Source organism: Rhodoferax sp. GW821-FHT10B06, from assembly GCF_059415605.1.
On record NZ_JBWKNO010000017.1, the window covers coordinates 23,309 to 43,640 of the forward strand.

Genomic DNA, 20,332 nt, shown 5'->3' on the forward strand with positions numbered 1-20,332 from the left:
TCGGAGGCCCGGCTTCTATAGTCGCGGCCATGTACGATTTTGCTTTCGTTTTTGCCGGATTTTTTGTCGGCTTTGTAGTCGGCCTGACGGGTGTGGGCGGCGGCTCGCTCATGACGCCCATCTTGATCTTCTTCTTTGGCATGAAGCCCTACCTGGCGATCGGCACCGACCTGCTGTTCGCCTGCTTCACCAAGGCCGGTGGCACGCTGAAGATGGCCCGCTCGGGTCTGGTCAACTGGCGCATCGTGGCCACCCTGTGCGCAGGCAGCGTGCCCGCCTCGCTGCTAACCCTGTGGGCATTGCATACCCTCGGGCCGGCCGACCCCCACGTACAAAAAATCATGACCACCACACTGGGCGTGGCTTTGCTGCTGACGGCCTTGGCCACGCTCTACAAAAGCATACGTGGCAAGAGCGCACCGCGCACCATCAGCAACCAGGCCATGGCCCAGGCAGAACGCCCGCGCCACTGGAGCCTGCCGCTGCTATTCGGCGCATGCATAGGCTGCCTGGTCACACTGACCTCGGTGGGCGCTGGCGCGATTGGCGTCACGGTGCTCATGCTGCTCTACCCCTTGCTGCCGCTGCAGCGCATTGTTGCCGCCGACATCGCCTATGCCGTGCCCTTGACGCTGGTAGCCGGCCTGGGACATGCCGGCCTGGGCTCTGTGGACTGGCCTCTGCTGGGTAAGCTGCTGGCCGGCTCCCTGCCCGGCATCTGGCTCGGGTCGCATATGGTGTTGAAGACACCCGACCGTGTCATCCGCGGCGTACTGTCTTTGTTGCTGGCTTATGCGGGCACCAAATTACTGGCACTTTAAAATCGCGGGTTGCCCCAAGCGACCCGTACCACGATAGACCACCAAAATGTACCAATACACCGAATTTGACAAACAGTTTGTGCAACTGCGCGCCGCCCAGTACCGCGACCAGCTGGAACGCTGGCAAAAGGGCACGCTGGCCGAAGACGAGTTCCGCCCGCTGCGCCTGCAAAACGGCTGGTATGTACAGCGCTTTGCCCCCATGCTGCGCGTGGCCGTGCCCTATGGCGAGCTGAACAGCGCCCAGCTGCGCGTGCTGGGCACCATCGCCCGCGATTTTGATAAAAAAGACGCGCACGACCTGGCCAAGGCCAACCCCGGCCTCAGCGATCTGCACAGTCTGCCCAGCGCCTGCGCCCACTTCACCACCCGCCAGAACGTCCAGTTCAACTGGATTCCGCTGGACAAGAGCGCCGACGTGATGGACCTGCTGGCCAGCGTACATCTGCACGGCATCCAGACCAGCGGCAACTGCATCCGCAACACCACCAGCGACGAGCGCGCCGGCATTGCCGCCGATGAAGTCGCCGATCCCCGCCCCCTGGCCGAAATCATCCGCCAGTGGAGCACGCTGCACCATGAGTTCGCCTTCCTGCCACGCAAGTTCAAGATCGCCATCGTCGGCGCCACCGACGACCGCGCCGCCACCGCCTGGCACGACGTAGGCCTGCATGTCCTGAAGAACGAGGCAGGTGAAGTCGGCCTGCGCGTGATGGTTGGCGGCGGCATGGGCCGCACACCGGTCGTCGGCACCGTGATCCGCGACTTCCTGCCCTGGAACCAGATACTCAACTACCTGGAAGCCGTGGTACGCGTCTACAACCGCTGGGGCCGCCGCGACAATATGTACAAGGCGCGCATCAAGATCCTGGTGAAGGCCGAAGGCCAGCGCTATATCGACGAGGTCGAGGATGAATACCAGCAAATCCTGACCCGTGACGGCGCGCCACACACCATCAGCCAGGCCGAACTGGACCGGGTTACCGCCAGCTTCGTTCCTCCGGCCAGTCGCGTCGGTGCCTTGCCCGCCCTGGCCAACCCGGTTGCGGCCCCTGTCGACGACAAGGACTACACCCGCTGGCTGAAGCAAAACGTAGCCGCCCACCAAAACCCGCTGTTGCGTGCCGTGACCCTGTCGTTCAAACGCCTGGGCTACTCGCCCGGCGACGCCACCGCAGAACAGTTGGATGCCGCAGCCGACCTGGCCGACCGCTACAGCGCCGGTGAAACCCGCGTGACCCACGACCAGAATCTGGTGCTGCCCTGGGTCCGCGCCGACGAGCTACCCGCCCTGTACGCCGAAGCCAAGGCGCTGGGCCTGGCCAAGGCCAACATCCGCCTGCTGACCGACATGATCGTCTGCCCCGGCGGCGACTTCTGCAGCCTGGCCAATGCCCGCTCGCTGCCGATTTCCGAAGCCATCAGCCAGCGCTACCAGGACATGGACGAACTGCACGACCTGGGCGAGATCGACGTGCACATGAGCGGCTGCATCAACTCCTGCGGCCATCACCACAGCGCGCACATCGGCATTCTGGGCGTGGACAAGGACGGCCAGGAGTGGTACCAGGTGACGCTGGCCGGCTCGGACGGCTCGAATCTGTCCGGCCCCGCCATTGCGGGCAAGGTCGTCGGCCCGTCCTTCAGCGCAGCCGAAGTACCCGAAGTCATCGAAGCCGTGCTGGACACCTACCGCAGCACCCGCCACAGCGGTGAAAACTTCATCGACACCCTGCGCCGCGTCGGCCAGGACCCGTTCAAACAGGCTGCCAACGGCGCCCGCATCAGCACCGGCAAGCCCACCCGCGACAGCGTTGCTGCCTGAGAGGAAATACTATGAAAATAATAGCTGCTACCGCACATATTCCCTGCGCTGAAGGCCAAAAAGACCAAATAGCCTTAGCCAACACCGAAGACCCCCGCAGCCTGGACCTGGCGGGCGTTACCCGCATCGACCTGAACTTCCCCAAGTTCACCGATGGCCGCGCCTACAGCCAGGCCTTTCTGCTGCGCCGCCGCCTCGGCTTCACCGGCGAAATCCGCGCCACCGGCGACGTGCTGATCGACCAACTGGTACAGATGCAACGCAGCGGCTTTGACGTGGCCGTGCTGCGCGAAGGCGTAGACGCCAGTGCCGCCCAGCGCCAGTTCGACCGCTTCCAGGGCTTCTACCAGGGCGATGCCGTCCACGTGGTGCCCCACTTTGCCGAAACCGAAGACAGCGCAGCCTACGGTGCCGAGCTGGAACGGCAAGACTCGGCCTGATATCGGCCCAATCGGAACCAACACCATGAGCACCCTCAATCTCGCACAAATCAACGCCGACCTCGGCCGCAACGCCCCCGCACTGGTGGAATGGGCGCTTGGCCTAGGCCAGCCCGCCATCGTCACCACCAACTTCCGCCCCTTCGAGGCGGTCATCCTGCACATGGTCACCCGCGTCAACCCCGACGTGCCTGTGGTCTGGATGGACAACGGTTACAACACCGAGGCCACCTACCAGTTTGTCGATGAAGTGACAAAACAGCTGAAGCTGAACCTGCGCATCTACCTGCCGCTGCGCTCGCGAGCGCACCGCGAGGCCGTGGAAGGCGCGACGCCCGCGCTGGACGATCCGCGCCATGCAGCCTTCACCGAAGAAGTGAAGCTGGAACCTTTTGCCCGCGCACTGCGCGAGACGGCGCCTAAGGTCTGGTTCACCGCACTGCGCGCCACCGATACCGCCGTGCGCGCCCAGATGGACCCTGTCAGCATCAACCCCGACGGCCTGATCAAGGTCGCGCCGCTGCTGCACTGGTCGTCCAAAGAGCTCCACGAATACTGTGTGACCCACGGCCTGCCCAACAACTTCGACTACGTGGACCCCACCAAGGGTGAAGACAACCGCGAGTGCGGCTTGCACCTTGCCCACTGAAACCTGACCCCGACATGAATACCCAAGTGACCCCACACCATCTGAGCAATACCCACCTCGACGCACTGGAAGAAGAAACCATCTTCATCCTGCGCGAAGTGGCTGCCGTGTTTGAACGCCCCACCCTGCTGTTTTCGGGCGGCAAAGACTCGCTGGTGCTGCTGAAATGCGCCGAAAAAGCCTTCGGCGCAGGCCGTATCCCGTACCCGCTGCTGATGATCGACACCGGCCACAACTTCCATGAAGTGACCGACTTCCGCGACTTCCGTGCCAAGGAACTGGGTGCCGAACTCATCGTGCGCAATGTCGAAGACTCGATGAAGCGCGGCACCGTGCGCCTGGCCCACCCTGGCGAATCGCGCAATGTGCACCAGTCGGTGACCCTGCTGGAAGCGATTGAAGAATTCCGCTTCGACGCACTGATTGGCGGCGCCCGCCGTGACGAAGAAAAAGCCCGTGCCAAGGAGCGCATTTTTTCGCACCGCGACAGCTTCGGCCAATGGCAGCCCAAGGCCCAGCGCCCTGAGCTGTGGACCTTGTTCAACACCCGCCTGCAGCCCGGCGAACACTTCCGCGTGTTCCCCATCAGCAACTGGACCGAACTCGACGTCTGGCAGTACATCGAGCGCGAGCAAATCGCCCTTCCCTCGCTGTACTACACGCACAAACGCGAAGTGGTCGAGCGCAAGGGCCTGCTGGTGCCGGTAACCGACCTGACCCCACTGAAGGCCGGCGAAACGGCCGAGCTGCGCGACGTGCGCTTCCGCACCGTGGGCGACATCACCTGCACCTGCCCGGTGGAGAGCTTTGCCGCCACCGCCGGCGACATCGTGATCGAAACCCTGGCCGCCGATGTGAGCGAACGCGGCGCGACCCGCATGGACGACAAAACCTCTGAGGCTTCGATGGAGAAGCGCAAGAAAGACGGATATTTTTGAACACCCCCAGGCTTGCCCACTTCGTGTGGCCTCCTACCCCCTTGCAGGGGGCGACACCAGAGGCCCGGCAAAGCCGGTTCCACGGTGTCTCAGGGCTTGGACCGTTCTGTATTAACGTGATTGATTGAAATGACAAACGCTACAACATTAATAGCTACTCCCGCAGGTACTACCAGCGCTGCAGCCCTTTCAGCCTTGAAATTCATCACCTGTGGTTCGGTCGATGACGGCAAGAGCACCTTGATCGGCCGCCTGCTGGTCGACACCAAGGCGGTGCTGCAAGACCACCTGGCCGGCGTGCAGCGCCAGGGCGAAACCGACCTGGCCCTGCTGACCGACGGTCTGAGCGCCGAGCGCGAGCAAGGCATCACCATCGACGTGGCCTACCGCTACTTCAACACCGAAGACCGCAAGTTCATCATCGGCGACGCGCCCGGCCACGAGCAGTACACCCGCAACATGGTGACCGCCGCCAGCAGTGCCGACGCCGCCGTGGTGCTGGTCGATGCCACCAAGCTCGACTGGAAGAACGCCGCGCTGGAGCTGCTGCCGCAAACCCGCCGCCACTCGCTGCTGTGCCACCTGCTGCGTGTACCCAGCATCGTGTTTGCCATCAACAAGCTGGACGCGGTGGAAGACTCGGCCCTGGCCTTTGCCCACATCAGCGCTGCTTTGAACAGCTTTGCCGCCGCCGCCGAGATTCCGGTCAAGGCCATCGTGCCGATTTCGGCCTTGAAGGGCTGGAACGTGGTCGAAGCCGGCCACAGCGAAAACCCCGATTGGTGCAAGTACACCGGCCCGACCCTTCTACAGATTCTGGAGCAACTGCCGAGCACGCCGGCCGAAGTCGAGCAGCCCTTCGCCTTCCCCGTGCAGTGGGTGGAAAAGTTCTCGTCCAGCAGCGACACCAGCCAGGGCCGCCGCGTGTTCTGGGGCCGTGTGGCCACCGGCAAGGTCGAAGTTGGCCAAGAAATCCGCATCCTGCCCAGCGGCCAAACGGCCACCGTGGCCCAGGTGCTGGACCATGCGCGCAACCCCAAGAGCGTGCTGGCCGGCAATAGCGCCGGCATCACGCTGGACCGCGAAGTCGATGTATCGCGCGGCGACTGGCTGCTGGCCCCGGGCCAATTCGAAGCCAGCCGCGAAATCTCGGCTACCGTGGCCTGGATGGACGACGAGCCCCTGGTTGCCGGCCGCGTCTACTGGGCGCTGCACGGCCACCGCTGGGTCAAGGCCAAGGTCAAACGCATCGTCCACAAGCTGGACATCAACACCCTGGCCGAGGAAGATGCAAGCGAGCTACCGCCGAACGCCATCGGCCACATCGAGCTGGCGCTGCAGGAAGGCATCGCCACCCTGCCCTACATCCAATCGCGCTCTTTGGGTGCGCTGGTGCTGGTCGATACGGCCTCGCACAAGACCTCGGGCGCCGTGCTGGTCCGCTAATTTAAAATCACGGGTTAACCCCGCAATTGAAAAAAATACCATGACTCACGTCGTATCCGAAGCCTGCATCAAGTGCAAATACACAGACTGTGTGGACGTCTGCCCCGTGGACTGCTTCCGCGAAGGCCCCAACATGCTGGTCATCGACCCGGATGAATGCATTGACTGCGCCGTCTGCATCCCCGAGTGCCCGGCCAACGCCATCTACGCCGAAGAAGACATGCCAGCCGACCAGTTGGCCTTCATCAAGCTGAATGTGGAACTGGCCCGCGCCGACGGCTGGAAGAGCATCACCAAGCGCAAACCAGCCCTGCCCGACGCAGACGACTGGAAAGACGTGATGCCCAAGATCCAGCTGTTGGAACGTTAAACCGTGTTGCCCGTACTGGAAACCGGCGCCGTTGTCATCGGCGCGGGCCCGGTCGGGCTGTTCCAGGTCTTCCAGCTGGGCCTGCTGGAGGTTCCCACCCATGTGATTGACGCCCTGCCCCACGCGGGTGGCCAGTGCATGGAGCTCTACCCCGACAAGCCCATCTACGATATTCCCGGCACGCCGGCCACCAGTGGCCGGGCGCTGGCCGCGTCGCTGCTGCAGCAAATACAGCCTTTTGGCGCGCAGTTCCATCTGGGTCAGCAAGTCAGCAGCATCGCCAAACAGGCCGATGGCCGCTTCCTGGTATCCACCGACCGCGGCACCCAGCTGCTGGCGCCCGTGGTGGTGATCGCCGCCGGCGTTGGTGCCTTCCAGCCTCGGCGTCTGAAGATGGATGGTATCGAGGCCTTTGAAGGCAGCCAACTGCACTACCACGCCCCACCCGCGGATGTCGCGGACAAACACCTGGTGGTGGTGGGTGGTGACGAAGCCGCCTTGCGTTGCGCTCTGGCATTGGCCGAGACCGATGCCAAGAGCGTCACCTTGTTGCACCGGCGCGATGTGCTGCAGGCGCCCACCGCCGACATTGTGGAAATGCAGATGCAGCAGCAAGCCGGGCGCATGCGTTTCATGGTCGGACAGATCGCTGGTTTTGAGGCCGATGCCGACCGCTTGACCGCCCTGCAGATCAGCGACGTGGATGGTGTGCTGCACCGCCTCTCGGCAGACGCCATCAGCGTGTTCCAGGGCCTGTCGCCCAAGCTCGGCCCGGTCGCCGACTGGGGCCTGGCCATGGAGCGCAAGCAATTGGCCGTGGATACAGCGCGCTTTGAAACCAGCGAGCCGGGCATCTTCGCCGTGGGCGACATCAACACCTACCCCGGCAAGCAAAAGCTTATCGTCTGCGGCTTCCACGAAGCCACGCTGGCGGCCTACGCCGCTGCACCGCTGGTCTTCCCCGGTAAGAAAATCCCGTTCCAGTACACAACAACCTCGCCACGGCTACACCAGTTGTTGGGCGTAGCTACGCCAACAGCAGAATAAAGCGCCCGGGACTCAGAAGCACTCGCGTTAAAACTTCGCGCGGTAATACACCATGGGTTTGCCACGGCTGACGCGCAGCACCAGCTTCTCGTTGTTGTTGAGCTGCATGCCCAAGGCACCTCCCAACTCGAACTGGATGCCACGCGCGGTGGCCGAGCTGAACTGCATCTCCAGCCGCGTGTCGTAGCTGGGCTCTCCGTTCGCCCGCTGGATCAGCTCCATCGCATCCGGCGCCGGCGCCACATGCTGCCAGATGCCGATATTCACGCGGCCCCGGCTGTCCTCTGAAGAACGCCAGCGCAGGCCCAGATCCAACCCAGGAGAAACGCTGCGGCCATTCAGTGCCGGGCTAGCGGCAGGGGGGGTTACGGCAGCGCTAAGGCCTAGCGCCGATTGAGGGGAGGAGCCGGACCAGCCGGTCAAAGACATACGGGAATTTGCAGTGCGGTCCAGACTGGGAACGGGGGCCAACTCCAGCTGCAAACTGGGCTGGGGGACCACCACATCTTGCTGCGCATGGACCCAGGACGCCACACACAATGCCACCAGCGGAGACAGCCCGCACGGCCGCAAAGACGGTAAGAATGTGTACAGACCGGCAGATTGCATGGCGCACATCCTGGGGTAGTTAACCCCATTGTGGCGCAAAGAAAAAAGTCTGTGTGTGAGAAAAAGACCTGTTTTGTGACAGGACTTCACGCTGTCGCCGGCTTCAGAACTCCTTGACCACCGAATACGTCAAGCCAGCCGTGCCCAGCATGTCAATCTGCGCATGCCAGCCGGAATCAAACTTCCAGCCCACAGCTGGCACGATGGCGGGCGAAAAGCCGTTGTGATTCAGCGGCACCTTGTTTTCATATGGCGGCTTGTAGCCGTACAAGATGCCCGCCGACCATTTCAAGTAGATCTTGGGATAGCTGTCAAACACACCGTAATAGCTTTTGCCCAGGTACAGGTAGCCACTGTCCTGGCCAAAGGAGTTGCTGAACAGCGCCAGTCCGTAAAAGCTGTTGTCGGCGGTGGATTCACGCTCCAGGCCCAGCAAATGCACCGGGCGATGCTCGGGGTTGTAGCTGTAGTGGGTCGTGTGCGGGCTGAACTCGATACGCCAGCGGTAGGGCTGGTCAGCACTGTCGGTGGCGGTCTGGGCCATCGCGCTGCCGGTCAGACCGAGCAATGCGCAGAAAACAAACTGCCAGGGGCGGATGAAAGCGTCCATAGTATTCAGGGATGTGGGGGTAAGAATGCTCGGGCCGGCGCAGCACGCACCGGCCCAAAAACAGCCGCCGATTGTATCGCTATAAAATTAATAGCACTTTAAACAGCTAACGCCTACGCCAGACGCCCTATGCACCACAAGATGGCGCCACGATAAAATCTTGCGTCCCTGCGCCAGCACTGGCCCGCGAGCTACAGGCCCACTGACCGGCATCATTTGTATGGAGCAAACACATGGCTCAGCCATCCTTTTTCAATAACGAGGCCTTGACGCCGATACCGCAGGCGCAGCGCGTCTTCGGCTGGTCGGCCCATGCCGCACTCTGGTTCAGCCTAGGAGTGGGTCTGCTGGTGATGCAGATCGGCGCCTACCTGGTGCCCGCCGTAGGCACGCGCGATGCCGTGCTGGCGATTGTGCTGGGCTCTCTCGTTGGCTCCGGTCTGCTGGCCTGGACGGCGCGCATTGGCTGTGACAGCGGCCTCTCCAGCGCCGGCCTGATGCACGCCACCTATGGCAGCGGCTTTGCGCGCCTGCCGGTGGTGCTGAACATTGTGCAACTGCTGGGCTGGACCGCATTTGAGCTGGTGGTGATGCGCGACGGCACCCTGGCCATTGCCCAGGAACATTTCGGCTGGATACCGCAAGGCAGCCAAGGTACGCTGCTGGTGACCCTGCTATGGGGCGCACTGCTGACTGCGCTGATGGCCGGCTCCATGCTGACCCTGGTGCGCAAATTCATCAGCCGCTACGGCCTGCCGCTGGTGGTGCTGTCCCTGCTATGGCTGAGCTGGCAGTTCGGCCACAAGCTGATGGAATCTGACCTACACGCCTTCTGGACCCGGCCGGGCGACGGCAGCATGGGCCTGCTGTCGGCCATGGACCTGGTGATCGCCATGCCCGTGTCCTGGCTGCCGCTGGTGGCCGACTATGCGCGCCACGGCCGCCAAGGCCGCAGCGCCATGAGCGGCACCTGGCTGGGCTATGCGCTGGCAAATATTTGGTGCTATGCACTGGGCGTGATGGTGGTGACCGTGGCCGGCCCGGATACCGGCCTGGTCACCGCATTGCTGCTAGCCCAGGGCGGCCTGCTGGCGCTGGGGCTGATCCTGGTGGACGAGATCGACAACGCCTACGGCGACGTGTATTCGGGTGCGGTATCCGCCCACAGCCTCGCCCCCTGGTGGAGCGTGCGCCGTTGGGGCCTGCTGCTGGCCGTGGCCTGCACCGGCCTGGCGCTGGTGCTGCCCATGCACAGCCTGGAGCCATTTCTGACACTGCTGAGCTCGGTGTTCGTGCCCCTGTACGGTGTGATCCTGGGCCGCCTGTCACAGGGCACGGCCACCGCATCACAACGCCTGGTGGAGCCCAGCGCTGCCCTGTTATGGGTGGCCGGCATTGTGGCCTACCACCTGCTGACCAACTACGCGCCACAGTTCGGCGCCGCCCTGCCCACGCTGGCCCTGGTATTCTTCGTAGCTTGGTTGACGCGGCCTTTGCGCATCACCTACGCGCTATAGAAAAAATAGCTGCTTGCGCAGGTAATACCTGCGCTACAGGTCTATTTCCTATAAACCCTCAAACGCCTAGAACCTGCATGGGCAAGGGCGCGAATCCGTGGTTCAACGGTCCGTGGCCGTGCCCGGTGTGCACGCTGGCACCGGCTTGTATGGCGCCACGGATATAAGTCCGGGCCTGGCCCACCGCCTCTGTCAGCTCAAAGCCCTTTGCCAGGTACACCGCAATGGCAGACGACAACGTGCAGCCCGTGCCGTGGCCGTTGTGCGTAGCAATGCGGGCTGAATGCCAGGGCTGGCGGCTACCATCGCGCTGGCCCAACAGGTCTACCACCGCATCCCCCGGCAGGTGCCCCCCCTTGAGCAGCACGGCCGGCGCACCTAACGCCAGCAAATCCGCCACCGCAGGCTCCAGCGTTTCCACGCTATCCACGCTGCGCCCCAGCAGCAAAGCCGCTTCATCCAGATTGGGTGTGACCACGGTGGCGCGGGGAAACAGCTGGGCTACCAGTACCTGCACGGTTTCAACCGCCATCAAGCGGTCGCCGCTGGTGGCCACCATGACCGGGTCCAGCACCACGCGTTGTAGTTGGTACTGGTCAATGGCCCAGGCCACCACCTCCACCATCTCGGGCGAATGCAGCATGCCGATCTTCACCGCGTCGGCGCCAATATCATCCAGCACAGCCTGCAACTGGGCTTTCAGAAAGGACGCTGGCACGGGGTGGATGGCAGTCACGCCACGCGTGTTCTGTGCGGTCAGCGCGGCCAGCGCCGTCATGCCGTAGCAGCCCAGCGCGGCAAAGGTTTTCAAGTCGGCCTGTATGCCCGCGCCGCCGCCACTATCAGAGCCAGCAATCGACAACAGGCGCAGATAGCGGGGAGAAGAGTCAGAAATAGTCATGCTGAAATTATCGGGCCAGCGATGTGATGTAATCCGGGTTTGCGGATGAAACAGGGGTGTCTGGTACGTAAACCAGACTGAGAAAAACCCTCATACCCGATCCAGATCATGCTGGCGTGGGAAGTTTCTATCAACGACAGCGCCTCGTTTCGTCCCAATTGAGCTTTCGCAAACGGACGATACCTTGGCAACCCCACTCTCCACCACCATTCTTGGCGCAGGCCTGATGGGCCGCTTGCTCGCCCTGGCGCTGGCGCGCGCGGGCCACACCGTGCAGGTCTTTGAGGCCGGCGGAGCCGAGGCCGAGGGCGCAGCCGCCCGCGTGGCCGCCGCCATGCTGGCGCCACTGGCTGAATCGGCCATCACCGAGACCGGCGTGGTGCAGATGGGCCAGCATGGACTCACGCGCTGGCCGGAACTGATCGCCGAACTGGACACGCCGGTGTTCTTCCAGCGCAACGGCACTTTGATTCTCTGGCACCGGCAAGACGCCCCCGAGGCCAGCCGCTTTGGCCAGCAGCTCACCGCCACCTGCCAGCAACTGCCCAACCTACCCATACCGCAGCACCTGGACTCCGCCGCCATCGCAGCGCTGGAGCCCACCATCGGCAACCGCTTCAGCCAGGGCCTGCTGCTACCCGGCGAGGGACAACTGGACAACCGTGGCTTGCTCAACGCTCTGCTGGTGCAGTTGCAGCAGGTAGGTGTCACCATGCACTGGCACAGCCCGCGCCAGCCAGAAGATGTCCTCAGCGACTGGGTGTTTGACTGCCGCGGCCTGGGCGCACGCGAACAATGGCCGGCCCTGCGCGCGGTGCGTGGCGAGGTTTTGCGCCTGCACGCGCCAGGCGTGGAGCTGCAGCGCCCAGTGCGCCTGGTGCACCCGCGTTATCCGCTGTACATCGCCCCCAAACCCGGCAACAACTTTGTCGTGGGTGCCACCGAGATCGAGTCCGACGATATGTCGCCCATGAGCGTGCGCTCCAGTCTGGAGCTACTGAGCGCGGCTTACAGCGTGCACAGCGGCTTTGGCGAAGCGCGCATCCTGGAAAGCGCCACCCAGTGCCGCCCCACCCTGCCCAACAACCTGCCCGCGATCCGGCGGATTGCCCCCAATACGCTGCAAATCAACGGTCTGTACCGCCACGGCTTCATGATCGCCCCGGCCATGCTGGACGTGGTGCTGGAACTGGTGCAACACGGCACGTCCGCGCTAGCCACGCAATTCGACCTGGCGATAGGAGAAGCATGAACGTCACCATCAACAACACCCCCCAGACCCTGCCTGACGGCGCCACGCTGGCCGACGCACTGGCGCAGATGCAGGCACAGCCGCCATTTGCCACCGCGGTGAACAAGACCTTTGTGCCACGCGCGCAGTACCCGCACACCGTGCTAGCCGAGGCCGACAGCATAGAAATCATCCACCCCGTGACCGGAGGCTGAAACCATGTCCCACGACCCTCTCATCCTGTACGGCGAAAGCTTCACCAGCCGCCTGCTGCTGGGCACCTCCCGCTACCCCTCGCCCAGCACCATGGCCGACGCCATCACGCGCGCCGGTCCGGCCATGCTCACGGCCTCGCTGCGCCGACAGAACCTGAGCGGTCAAGACAAAAGCCCCAATGGTTTCTGGGAACTGCTGCGCCAGACCGGCGTGCCGGTGTTGCCCAACACCGCCGGCTGCCATGGTCTGCAGGAAGCCATTACCACCTCCCACATGGCGCGCGAGGTGTTCGACACGCCCTGGATCAAGCTGGAACTGATAGGCGACGACTACACCTTGCAGCCCGATACCTTGAACCTGGTGGAGGCCGCCAGCCGCCTCATCAAGGACGGCTTCAAAGTGCTGCCCTATTGCACCGAGGACCTGGTGCTGTGCCAACGCCTGGTGGACGTAGGCTGCCAGGCCGTCATGCCCTGGGCCGCCCCCATAGGCACGGGCAAGGGCCCGATCAACCCCTACGCCATGCAGGTGCTGCGCGAACGCCTGAGCGTGCCGCTGCTGGTCGATGCCGGCCTGGGCCGCCCCTCGCATGCCTGCCAGGTGATGGAATGGGGCTATGACGGCGTGCTGCTGAACACCGCAGTCGCCCTGGCCCAAGACCCCGTCACCATGGCCGGTGCCTTTGCCGATGCGGTTGCCGCCGGGCGCAGCGCCTTCCTGGCCGGCGCCATGCTGGAACAGCAGGCCGCCCACCCCAGCACGCCGGTGCTAGGCACGCCGTTCTGGCACCACGCACAGGAATAGTTCCATATGCAACCTGCCCTGACCCAGGCTATCCTGGACCAACACAGCGCCATGGCGTTGCCCACCAGCGACGCGGTATTCGACGCCAGTCTGAGTGCGGCTTTACAACTGGGCTTCATCCCCACCGACGCCCATTGCATCGCCCAGGCCTGGCAAGCCCAGGCTGCGCGCACCGGTAACACCAGCGACTGGCCCACAGCACCAGAAGATTTCGGCTTGGCTCCCTGGCCGCGTGAACAGACTTTTGCACCCTGCCCACGCCAGTTGGGTCTGTACGCAGTCCTGCCTGATGCCGCCTGGGTCGCCCGCATGGCCCGCGCAGACGTACCCACGGTGCAGCTACGCTTCAAATCCGAAGATGCCGACGACATCCAACGCGAAGTCCAGGCCGCTGTAGATGCCGTACGGGGCACGCGCGCCCTGCTGTTCATCAATGATCACTGGCAGCAAGCCATCCAGGCCGGAGCCTATGGTGTACACCTGGGCCAGGAGGACCTGGACCTGCTGAGCCAACACGATTTGCATGCCATCCGCAGCGCCGGCCTGCGCCTGGGCATCAGCACCCATGGCTATGCCGAAATGCTGCGCGCAGACCGCGTCAGTCCCAGCTACATCGCCCTGGGTGCGGTGTTCCCCACTACATTGAAGAAGATGGCCACCGCCCCCCAGGGCACGGCCCGCCTGGCCGCCTATGCCAAGGTGCTGCGCGACTACCCATTGGTCGCCATAGGCGGCATCGACAGTGAGCGCCTGCCCGCCGTGCTGGCCAGCGGCGTCGGCTCAGTGGCCGTAGTGCGCGCAATCACCGCAGCCCCCGACCCGGAGAGTGCCGCCGCAGCCCTGCGCCAGGCCATACACGGCCCGCTGGGCCTAGAGTGAACTTTTTACGGTAAAAAATCGCTAACTTGCAAAATCCAAAAAACTGACGCTATAATTTAAGTCTGTCATATTCCTCAATAGCTCAGTTGGTAGAGCGCCGGACTGTTAATCCGTAGGTCCCTGGTTCGAGCCCAGGTTGAGGAGCCAGAATTTTGCAAAAAGGGCTTACGCCAATCCGTAAGCCCTTTTTATTTCAGCCACCAAGGCTGATGCACCCGATATTCCTCAATAGCTCAGTTGGTAGAGCGCCGGACTGTTAATCCGTAGGTCCCTGGTTCGAGCCCAGGTTGAGGAGCCACCGAACCCCACTGCAAACTGTCGGGGCGGCACCGCGAAAAAGCGCATCCTCGCAATATTCCACCACCGACGTATTACTCACAGTGATCTGTTGCACGAACCTCTAGCGCTTTGATGTTGTCGCGAAGCGCGTTCAAACACTAAAAATGATCTGCCAATAAAAAAAACCGCCTCAGCGGGTTTAGTTTGAGACTCGTCAATTCAGGCCGACTTACGCTTGCGTACAGCAACAAGACCCGCAAGACCCAACCCGAAAAGTGCAAGAGAACCAGGCTCGGGCACCGTGTTGCTATTGGTGAGGTTGAGTACGGAATTCGTCAATCCGACGCCCCAACCAGCGGAGGTTGCGTCAATATCAATCTTCAACTTCAACCCCGAGACGATGTCGTCGAAGAAATTGCTCGTCAACGCGAAACTGGTATCTGAGAAAACATCATTTGCACCAGTCAGCCTGCCCAACAACACCCATTTCCCTCCAGCCGCACTTGAGTCATAAGCATAGATGTTGTCAATTTCGCCTGGGTCCACATCATGCGCACCGATGGTCAATGTGGCAGAAGAGAAAGAGCCCTTATAAGCAGCCTGACTCCAGCTCCAGTCTTGGTTGCCGAATCGACCATATGGCGCATTGTTTATTTGATTGGAGACAGGACCAAAATAGGTCGTTGGCGTGGCGACATAACTGACCGGAGTCGCCTGCGCCAGACACACACAACTCAATACGGCGCTCGCAAGAATCGTAGAAAAGAATTTGGAAGAAATTGACATGAGTATGAAAGCCGAAACTAATAGATCGCCTGATTGGATAGACGATCAAATTTTCACGGTTCGTACAAATAGTCACCGTGATGTATTAGGCAAATCATTCAAATTTCAATCATTCAGTCGCATTTTGACCACCCTTGGCTTGGGAGCGGACCATCACAGGCAGGGAAAGAATAAGTGATGGGCAGCACTTAAAAGCCTGCGACAAAACGCGAGGCAATTGAAAACTCAATTGCCTAGTGAAATACGAAAAACGACCGTTTGACAAACAGGCTGACACCTTAAAAGAGCAGCAGTTGACTTCAAGCGTGTCAAATCACACGGAACACCAAACCATACACGTACCCGGCCGACGACTGGGCGCTAGTTGTGAACTAGTACCAGGGCAAATCCGGGGTTAGCGGAACAATCACTGAACCCCCATCTCACTTGGAGTCACCATGCAAAAACTGTCCATCAAGATTGCCTATTTATTGCTCGCTGTCGCCTCACTACAAGCCTGTGGCGGTGGTGAAGAATTGGGGCAGAACGAAATACAAAACCGTATGGCCGCTAAGATTGCCCTAGCTCAAACACCACAACAAGCGGCCCAGTAGAACAGACCTTCGCATGGATTGGCCCCAAAGGGACCAAACAAAACCCGGCGATTGAATATTGCGGTGATGAGGCTTATGGGCTGATTTCAAACTACAACGTAGTTGCTGCACTCAGCGGACATTTGAGCCAGGTTAGTTGGCCGAATTAACCAACGGGAAACCATCCATAGGTATTGATTCATTGGTGCTACCTGCACGAAAAGTCGGATCGCACAGAATCCACAATCCATACCCCTCAGCAATACCAAGCAGGTAGAGCGGACAATTCTGGGTGCAGTACATGCCCTGAAACTAGCTGCAAGCCGTTACGACTGAATGAGCGCCGGCATGGACCTTGGTAGGCCTGCAAAGGCCCATGCGCCAACGCTGCGCTACGCACAAGCATGCCAGAATGCCAAGGCTGAAAGCTCCTGATGTCCATTACCACCCTGCGCCACCGATGAAAAATCTTACCCCCACCCTCTGGCTATCCCTGGCCCTGGCTTGCGCCTCGTTCGGCACTGCGTCCGCACAGGATGCTCCGCAAACCGACCTGCCCCGCGTCAATCTAACCGCAGGCATTTACCAGATCGATACCCAGCTGGCACTGACCCCGCAGCAGCGCGAAATCGGCCTGATGTTTCGCAAGGAAATGCCGCAGCAGGAAGGCATGCTGTTTGTATTCGAGCAGCCCGCCACGCAGTGTTTCTGGATGAAAAACACGATCCTGCCGCTGACTGCCGCATTCATCGACGACCACGGCACCATCGTGAACCTGGCCGATATGAAGCCGCAAACCACGGACTCCCACTGCTCCGAAAAACCGGTGCGCTATGTGCTGGAAATGAATGTGGGTTGGTTCGCCAAGAAGGGGATCAAGGCCGGTAGCAAGCTGGGCGGCAAGCCCTTCACCCCCCAATAAAAAAGACCCGTCATTGACGGGTCTTTTTTGTTCCAGGGGCCACTGCGCACGACCGCTCGAAGCGGTCGGCCCGCCCCCTGCAAGGGGGTTGGCGAAAACACGCAGTGTGCAGCCTGGGGGTGTTCTACTTCAAGCGAAGTTGGCTTCGGCAAAGCCCCAGTTCACCAGTTTGTCGAGGAAGGTTTCGACAAACTTGGGACGCATATTGCGGTAGTCAATGTAGTACGCGTGTTCCCACACGTCCACAGTCAACAACGCCTTGTCAGCGGTGGTCAAGGGGGTGCCGGCTGCACCGGTATTGACGATGTCGACCGAGCCGTCAGGCTTCTTCACCAACCAGGTCCAGCCGGAACCGAAGTTGCCTACGGCGGACTTGACGAAGGCTTCCTTGAAAGCTGCGTAGGAGCCGAACTTAGCGTTGATGGCCGTGGCCAGCGCGCCGCTGGGTTCGCCGCCGCCTTGGGGCTTCATGCAGTTCCAGAAAAAGGTGTGGTTCCAGATTTGCGCGGAATTGTTGTAGATGCCGCCGCTGGACTTCTTGATGATTTCTTCCAGGGTCAACGATTCAAACTCGGTGCCCTTTTGCAGGTTGTTCAGGTTGACCACGTAGGCGTTGTGGTGCTTACCGTGGTGAAACTCCAGGGTTTCCTGGGAGTAGGCAGGCGCCAGTGCGTCGATCGCGTAAGGCAATGGGGGCAGGGTATGTTCCATGTTTTTCCTCGTGGGTTGGTGGTTAACGGAATGATTGTAGAAACTAATTTGCGCGCGTCTGTAGGACTTGGAGAGCAACCTCACCGTCGGCCAGGGTTGCCACCAGCGACTCGCCGGCTATGGCCTGCACCGTGCTGGTAATGGGCATCCCTTGAGGCGTTCGCAGCAAAGCGTAACCGCGCTGCAGTACCAATAGAGGGTCCAGCAGAGCCAGGCTGCGGTCGGCACGGTCCAGGCGCTCGCCACGCTGGCGCAGAGCGGTCTGCACACTGGCGGGAAAATCCATCATTTGCGCCTGTAAATAGGTCTTTTCTTGCTGCAATCTTGATAGTGCGGCATAGCGCAGCCGCTGCGCCTGCTGGCCCAGCTTCCACTGCTGACGAGCAACCAGCCCCGAGGGCCGCCCCAGGCGCTGGGCCGCGCTATCCAGGCGCTGGCCCTGTGCATCCAATTGACGCAGCGCGGCATCCTGCAGGCGCTGGCCCGCCAAAACCAAGGCCCCTAGCCAGACATCGCGCGGCTGGGCCACCAGCTCGGCCGCCGCCGTGGGTGTGGGCGCGCGCAAGTCAGCGACAAAGTCGGCAATGGTGAAGTCGGTTTCATGGCCGACGCCACTGACCACCGGCACCGGGCTCTGGCAAATGGTGCGCGCCAGTTGCTCGTCGTTAAAGGCCCACAGGTCTTCCAGCGAGCCGCCACCGCGCACCAGCAGGATGACATCGATATGTACCAAATCACCCGCTGACGCAGATTCCGCCTGCGCAAAGCGATATAAATTTGATAGTGCCTTGACCAGCTCAGCCGGTGCCGCCGCTCCTTGCACCAACGCCGGCACCAGCACCACGGGAATATGCGGCACCCGCCGCTGCAAGGCCGCCACCACATCGTGCAACGCAGCGGCACCTAAAGATGTGACCACACCAATGCCACGCGGCAGCAGTGGCAAGGGGCGCTTGCGTGCGGGGTCAAACAGCCCTTCGGACTCCAGCTGCGCCTTGAGCCGCAAAAACTGCTCGAACAAGGCGCCCTGCCCGGCGCGGCCCATGCTCTCCACAATCAGCTGCAAATCACCACGCGGCTCGTACACGCCCAGGCGGCCGCGCACTTCCACCAGCTCACCATCGCGTGGCGCAAAGTCCAGCAGACTTGCCGCGCGCCGGAACATCGCACAGCGGATCTGCCCCTGCCCATCCTTGAGGTTGAAGTAACAATGCCCGCTGGATGCGCGCGAGAAGCCCGAAATCTCGCCGCGCACCGCGACAGGATTGAAGCGCGCCTCTAGCGCATCAGCAATGGCGCGGCATAGCGCGCCAACCGGCCAGATACGCGGCGCCAATACTGGGTTTGGGGCGTCCACCATCAGGTCTGGCGCGCCGCAGCGCGGAGTTGGTCGGGCAAGTGCTCCACAGGCGCGACAAGGGCTGCACCCACCCGTTGAATTTCGTAAAAACCCGCGGGAAACGCTGGATTTGTGTGGTAAGTGATTGATTTCACTGGATTTTTTTCTGCTTAAATTTTCATCGAAGTGTCACGGACCCGCATGGATGCTGGATTTCGGCGCGGTGACTACAAGTTCTTCACAAAGTTATCCACAGGAAATGTGGGTGGCTCGGGGGTTTAAACAGATACGGAACAAATCGCGGATGTCGCAAGCGGCTAAGCCATAATCGCAAAGAATCTATCAGCGCGGAGAGCCATATTGTTTTCGATCATACAAGCCGCAGGCTGGCCCATCTGGCCCCTCGTAGCCTGCTCCATCCTGGCGCTGGCCCTGGTTATTGAACGCTTTCTCAGCCTCAAGACCGCCAAAATCGTCCCCCCAAAACTTCTTGACGAGGTGCTGGCCGTATCCCAGGTCACGCTGCCTGCACCGGGCGTGGTGAACCAGCTGGCGCAAAACTCGCTGCTGGGCGAAGTGCTGGCCAGCGGCATGCGCGTGCTGCACACACACCCACGCTGCAGCGATGAAGACATCCGCACGGCTATGGAAAGCTCTGGCCGCTCGGTCGCCCACAAGCTGGAGAAATACCTCAGCGCCCTGGCCACCATTGCATCGGCAGCACCGCTGCTGGGCCTGCTGGGCACGGTGATCGGCATGATCGACATCTTTGGTTCGCAAACCGGCGGCGGCAGCTCGGGCGGCAACCCGGCCCAGCTGGCGCACGGCATCTCGGTGGCGCTGTACAACACGGCATTCGGCCTGATGGTGGCGATCCCCTCGCTGATCTTCTGGCGCTATTTCCGCGCCCGCGTGGACGAGTACCTGCTGGCGCTGGAAATGGCCGCCGACCAGTTTGCCCGCCACCTGAGCTCGGTACGCAAGCGGGGCTAACAGGCTATGAACTTCCGCCACCGCCACCGGGAAGAGCCCGAAATCAACCTGATCCCGTTCATCGACGTTCTGCTGGTGGTGCTGATCTTCTTGATGCTGTCGACCACCTACAGCAAATTCACCGAGCTGCAGGTCAAGCTGCCGGTAGCCAATGCCGATGCGCAGCGCGACTACCCCAAGGAAATCATCGTCGCCGTCAGCAGCGACGGGCGTTACGCGGTGAACAAGAGCGCAGTGGAAGGCCGCAGCATCGACGTAATCTCGCAAGCCCTGGCCAACGCAGCCCGGGGCGGCAAAGATATGGTGGTCATCATCAGCGCCGATGCCAGCGCCACCCACCAGTCGGTCATCACCGTGATGGAGGCCGCGCGCCGCGCAGGCCTGAACCAGATCACGTTTGCCACCCAATCCACGCCCAAATAAGCCC

23 protein-coding genes, 2 tRNA genes and 1 riboswitch are annotated in these 20,332 nt (G+C 61.7%); of the genes, 19 read left to right on the top strand and 6 right to left on the bottom strand.

The annotated features are described in order from the left end of the window. The first annotated feature begins 29 nt into the window (after positions 1-29). The 8 genes from AC07O2_RS21130 to AC07O2_RS21165 all read left to right on the top strand — a co-directional run bounded on the left by AC07O2_RS21130 (position 30) and on the right by AC07O2_RS21165 (position 7,536). Positions 30-821 carry a sulfite exporter TauE/SafE family protein gene (locus AC07O2_RS21130; RefSeq protein WP_495096609.1) on the top strand — a complete coding sequence of 264 codons (792 nt, stop codon included), beginning with the start codon at positions 30-32 and terminating at the stop codon, positions 819-821. Between the two features lie 46 nt (positions 822-867). Then, positions 868-2,646, top strand: a complete 1,779-nt coding sequence (locus tag AC07O2_RS21135) for a nitrite/sulfite reductase (RefSeq protein WP_495234263.1) — start codon at positions 868-870, stop codon at positions 2,644-2,646. A gap of 11 nt (positions 2,647-2,657) precedes the next feature. Further along, a complete protein-coding gene (locus AC07O2_RS21140) occupies positions 2,658-3,086 on the top strand; it encodes a DUF934 domain-containing protein (protein ID WP_495234264.1) in 429 nt (142 codons plus the stop codon). A 25-nt stretch (positions 3,087-3,111) separates the two neighbouring features. Then, positions 3,112-3,735 (top strand): phosphoadenosine phosphosulfate reductase domain-containing protein, encoded by a 624-nt coding sequence (locus AC07O2_RS21145; RefSeq protein WP_495234265.1) that lies wholly within the window; start codon positions 3,112-3,114, stop codon positions 3,733-3,735. Between the two features lie 14 nt (positions 3,736-3,749). Continuing rightward, a complete protein-coding gene (gene cysD, locus AC07O2_RS21150) occupies positions 3,750-4,673 on the top strand; it encodes a sulfate adenylyltransferase subunit CysD (RefSeq protein WP_495234266.1) in 924 nt (307 codons plus the stop codon). A 129-nt stretch (positions 4,674-4,802) separates the two neighbouring features. Further along, a complete protein-coding gene (locus tag AC07O2_RS21155) occupies positions 4,803-6,119 on the top strand; it encodes a sulfate adenylyltransferase subunit 1 (RefSeq protein WP_495234267.1) in 1,317 nt (438 codons plus the stop codon). A gap of 40 nt (positions 6,120-6,159) precedes the next feature. Further along, complete coding sequence (gene fdxA, locus AC07O2_RS21160; protein WP_315228620.1) at positions 6,160-6,489, top strand: ferredoxin FdxA; 330 nt, start codon at positions 6,160-6,162, stop codon at positions 6,487-6,489. Between the two features lie 3 nt (positions 6,490-6,492). After that, positions 6,493-7,536 carry an NAD(P)/FAD-dependent oxidoreductase gene (locus AC07O2_RS21165; RefSeq protein ID WP_495234268.1) on the top strand — a complete coding sequence of 348 codons (1,044 nt, stop codon included), beginning with the start codon at positions 6,493-6,495 and terminating at the stop codon, positions 7,534-7,536. A 27-nt stretch (positions 7,537-7,563) separates the two neighbouring features. Here the strand turns inward: AC07O2_RS21165 and AC07O2_RS21170 are convergent, their stop codons facing one another. Continuing rightward, the gene (locus tag AC07O2_RS21170) at positions 7,564-7,965 is read right to left on the bottom strand and encodes a hypothetical protein (RefSeq protein ID WP_495234269.1); all 402 of its coding nucleotides are present in this window, start codon (positions 7,963-7,965) and stop codon (positions 7,564-7,566) included. Positions 7,966-8,248: 283 nt separating this feature from the next. Next, a complete protein-coding gene (locus tag AC07O2_RS21175) occupies positions 8,249-8,755 on the bottom strand; it encodes a hypothetical protein (protein ID WP_495096617.1) in 507 nt (168 codons plus the stop codon). A 233-nt stretch (positions 8,756-8,988) separates the two neighbouring features. Between AC07O2_RS21175 and AC07O2_RS21180 the strand changes: the two genes are divergently transcribed. Continuing rightward, positions 8,989-10,272 (top strand): purine-cytosine permease family protein, encoded by a 1,284-nt coding sequence (locus tag AC07O2_RS21180; RefSeq protein ID WP_495234270.1) that lies wholly within the window; start codon positions 8,989-8,991, stop codon positions 10,270-10,272. Between the two features lie 58 nt (positions 10,273-10,330). Here AC07O2_RS21180 and thiD read toward each other — a convergent pair whose 3' ends face one another. Then, entirely contained in the window at positions 10,331-11,173 is an 843-nt protein-coding gene (thiD, locus tag AC07O2_RS21185; RefSeq protein ID WP_495234271.1) for a bifunctional hydroxymethylpyrimidine kinase/phosphomethylpyrimidine kinase, read from the bottom strand. A gap of 42 nt (positions 11,174-11,215) precedes the next feature. Continuing rightward, a riboswitch (TPP riboswitch) is annotated at positions 11,216-11,313 on the top strand. A 44-nt stretch (positions 11,314-11,357) separates the two neighbouring features. On the opposite strand from thiD, the gene AC07O2_RS21190 reads away from it, so the two are divergent. From AC07O2_RS21190 to AC07O2_RS21215, 6 genes are all read left to right on the top strand, one after another. Beyond that, positions 11,358-12,425: an FAD-dependent oxidoreductase gene (locus AC07O2_RS21190; protein ID WP_495234272.1), complete on the top strand. Its 1,068-nt coding sequence runs from the start codon at positions 11,358-11,360 to the stop codon at positions 12,423-12,425. Then, a complete protein-coding gene (gene thiS, locus AC07O2_RS21195; RefSeq protein WP_495096621.1) occupies positions 12,422-12,619 on the top strand; it encodes a sulfur carrier protein ThiS in 198 nt (65 codons plus the stop codon). Before AC07O2_RS21190 ends, thiS begins: the two co-directional genes overlap by 4 nt. Positions 12,620-12,623: 4 nt before the next feature. After that, positions 12,624-13,424: a thiazole synthase gene (locus tag AC07O2_RS21200; protein WP_495234273.1), complete on the top strand. Its 801-nt coding sequence runs from the start codon at positions 12,624-12,626 to the stop codon at positions 13,422-13,424. Between the two features lie 6 nt (positions 13,425-13,430). Next, positions 13,431-14,303, top strand: a complete 873-nt coding sequence (gene thiE, locus AC07O2_RS21205) for a thiamine phosphate synthase (protein WP_495234274.1) — start codon at positions 13,431-13,433, stop codon at positions 14,301-14,303. A 71-nt stretch (positions 14,304-14,374) separates the two neighbouring features. After that, positions 14,375-14,450: transfer RNA gene (locus tag AC07O2_RS21210), tRNA-Asn, on the top strand. 75 nt (positions 14,451-14,525) lie between these two features. Next, positions 14,526-14,601 (top strand) — tRNA-Asn (locus tag AC07O2_RS21215). A 200-nt stretch (positions 14,602-14,801) separates the two neighbouring features. Here AC07O2_RS21215 and AC07O2_RS21220 read toward each other — a convergent pair. Beyond that, positions 14,802-15,368 (bottom strand): PEP-CTERM sorting domain-containing protein, encoded by a 567-nt coding sequence (locus tag AC07O2_RS21220; protein ID WP_495234275.1) that lies wholly within the window; start codon positions 15,366-15,368, stop codon positions 14,802-14,804. Positions 15,369-15,805: 437 nt separating this feature from the next. Here AC07O2_RS21220 and AC07O2_RS21225 point away from each other — a divergent pair, with 437 nt between their 5' ends. Next, positions 15,806-15,961, top strand: coding sequence for a hypothetical protein (locus tag AC07O2_RS21225; protein WP_495234276.1), 156 nt, complete (start codon positions 15,806-15,808; stop codon positions 15,959-15,961). A 439-nt stretch (positions 15,962-16,400) separates the two neighbouring features. Further along, positions 16,401-16,862 carry a DUF192 domain-containing protein gene (locus tag AC07O2_RS21230; RefSeq protein ID WP_495234277.1) on the top strand — a complete coding sequence of 154 codons (462 nt, stop codon included), beginning with the start codon at positions 16,401-16,403 and terminating at the stop codon, positions 16,860-16,862. A 129-nt stretch (positions 16,863-16,991) separates the two neighbouring features. Here the strand turns inward: AC07O2_RS21230 and AC07O2_RS21235 are convergent, their stop codons facing one another. Both AC07O2_RS21235 and xseA read right to left on the bottom strand, forming a co-directional pair. Then, positions 16,992-17,573 (bottom strand): superoxide dismutase, encoded by a 582-nt coding sequence (locus AC07O2_RS21235; protein ID WP_495234278.1) that lies wholly within the window; start codon positions 17,571-17,573, stop codon positions 16,992-16,994. 43 nt (positions 17,574-17,616) lie between these two features. Then, a complete protein-coding gene (xseA, locus tag AC07O2_RS21240; protein ID WP_495234279.1) occupies positions 17,617-18,933 on the bottom strand; it encodes an exodeoxyribonuclease VII large subunit in 1,317 nt (438 codons plus the stop codon). Positions 18,934-19,272: 339 nt separating this feature from the next. Here xseA and AC07O2_RS21245 point away from each other — a divergent pair, with 339 nt between their 5' ends. After that, on the top strand, positions 19,273-19,905 hold the full coding sequence (locus AC07O2_RS21245) for a MotA/TolQ/ExbB proton channel family protein (RefSeq protein WP_495096627.1): 633 nt from the start codon (positions 19,273-19,275) through the stop codon (positions 19,903-19,905). Between the two features lie 6 nt (positions 19,906-19,911). Beyond that, positions 19,912-20,328 (top strand): ExbD/TolR family protein, encoded by a 417-nt coding sequence (locus tag AC07O2_RS21250; protein WP_495096628.1) that lies wholly within the window; start codon positions 19,912-19,914, stop codon positions 20,326-20,328. The last annotated feature ends 4 nt before the right edge of the window (positions 20,329-20,332 follow it).

Bases quoted from the DNA above. Each gene is read 5' to 3' on its own strand.
- AC07O2_RS21130 (WP_495096609.1), top strand. From the start codon at position 30: ATGTACGATTTTGCTTTCGTTTTTGCCGGATTTTTTGTCGGCTTTGTA.
- AC07O2_RS21135 (WP_495234263.1), top strand. From the start codon at position 868: ATGTACCAATACACCGAATTTGACAAACAGTTTGTGCAACTGCGCGCC.
- AC07O2_RS21140 (WP_495234264.1), top strand. From the start codon at position 2,658: ATGAAAATAATAGCTGCTACCGCACATATTCCCTGCGCTGAAGGCCAA.
- AC07O2_RS21145 (WP_495234265.1), top strand. From the start codon at position 3,112: ATGAGCACCCTCAATCTCGCACAAATCAACGCCGACCTCGGCCGCAAC.
- cysD (WP_495234266.1), top strand. From the start codon at position 3,750: ATGAATACCCAAGTGACCCCACACCATCTGAGCAATACCCACCTCGAC.
- AC07O2_RS21155 (WP_495234267.1), top strand. From the start codon at position 4,803: ATGACAAACGCTACAACATTAATAGCTACTCCCGCAGGTACTACCAGC.
- fdxA (WP_315228620.1), top strand. From the start codon at position 6,160: ATGACTCACGTCGTATCCGAAGCCTGCATCAAGTGCAAATACACAGAC.
- AC07O2_RS21170 (WP_495234269.1), bottom strand. From the start codon at position 7,965: ATGTCTTTGACCGGCTGGTCCGGCTCCTCCCCTCAATCGGCGCTAGGC.
- AC07O2_RS21175 (WP_495096617.1), bottom strand. From the start codon at position 8,755: ATGGACGCTTTCATCCGCCCCTGGCAGTTTGTTTTCTGCGCATTGCTC.
- AC07O2_RS21180 (WP_495234270.1), top strand. From the start codon at position 8,989: ATGGCTCAGCCATCCTTTTTCAATAACGAGGCCTTGACGCCGATACCG.
- thiD (WP_495234271.1), bottom strand. From the start codon at position 11,173: ATGACTATTTCTGACTCTTCTCCCCGCTATCTGCGCCTGTTGTCGATT.
- thiS (WP_495096621.1), top strand. From the start codon at position 12,422: ATGAACGTCACCATCAACAACACCCCCCAGACCCTGCCTGACGGCGCC.
- AC07O2_RS21200 (WP_495234273.1), top strand. From the start codon at position 12,624: ATGTCCCACGACCCTCTCATCCTGTACGGCGAAAGCTTCACCAGCCGC.
- thiE (WP_495234274.1), top strand. From the start codon at position 13,431: ATGCAACCTGCCCTGACCCAGGCTATCCTGGACCAACACAGCGCCATG.
- AC07O2_RS21220 (WP_495234275.1), bottom strand. From the start codon at position 15,368: ATGTCAATTTCTTCCAAATTCTTTTCTACGATTCTTGCGAGCGCCGTA.
- AC07O2_RS21225 (WP_495234276.1), top strand. From the start codon at position 15,806: ATGCAAAAACTGTCCATCAAGATTGCCTATTTATTGCTCGCTGTCGCC.
- AC07O2_RS21230 (WP_495234277.1), top strand. From the start codon at position 16,401: ATGAAAAATCTTACCCCCACCCTCTGGCTATCCCTGGCCCTGGCTTGC.
- AC07O2_RS21235 (WP_495234278.1), bottom strand. From the start codon at position 17,573: ATGGAACATACCCTGCCCCCATTGCCTTACGCGATCGACGCACTGGCG.
- xseA (WP_495234279.1), bottom strand. From the start codon at position 18,933: ATGGTGGACGCCCCAAACCCAGTATTGGCGCCGCGTATCTGGCCGGTT.
- AC07O2_RS21250 (WP_495096628.1), top strand. From the start codon at position 19,912: ATGAACTTCCGCCACCGCCACCGGGAAGAGCCCGAAATCAACCTGATC.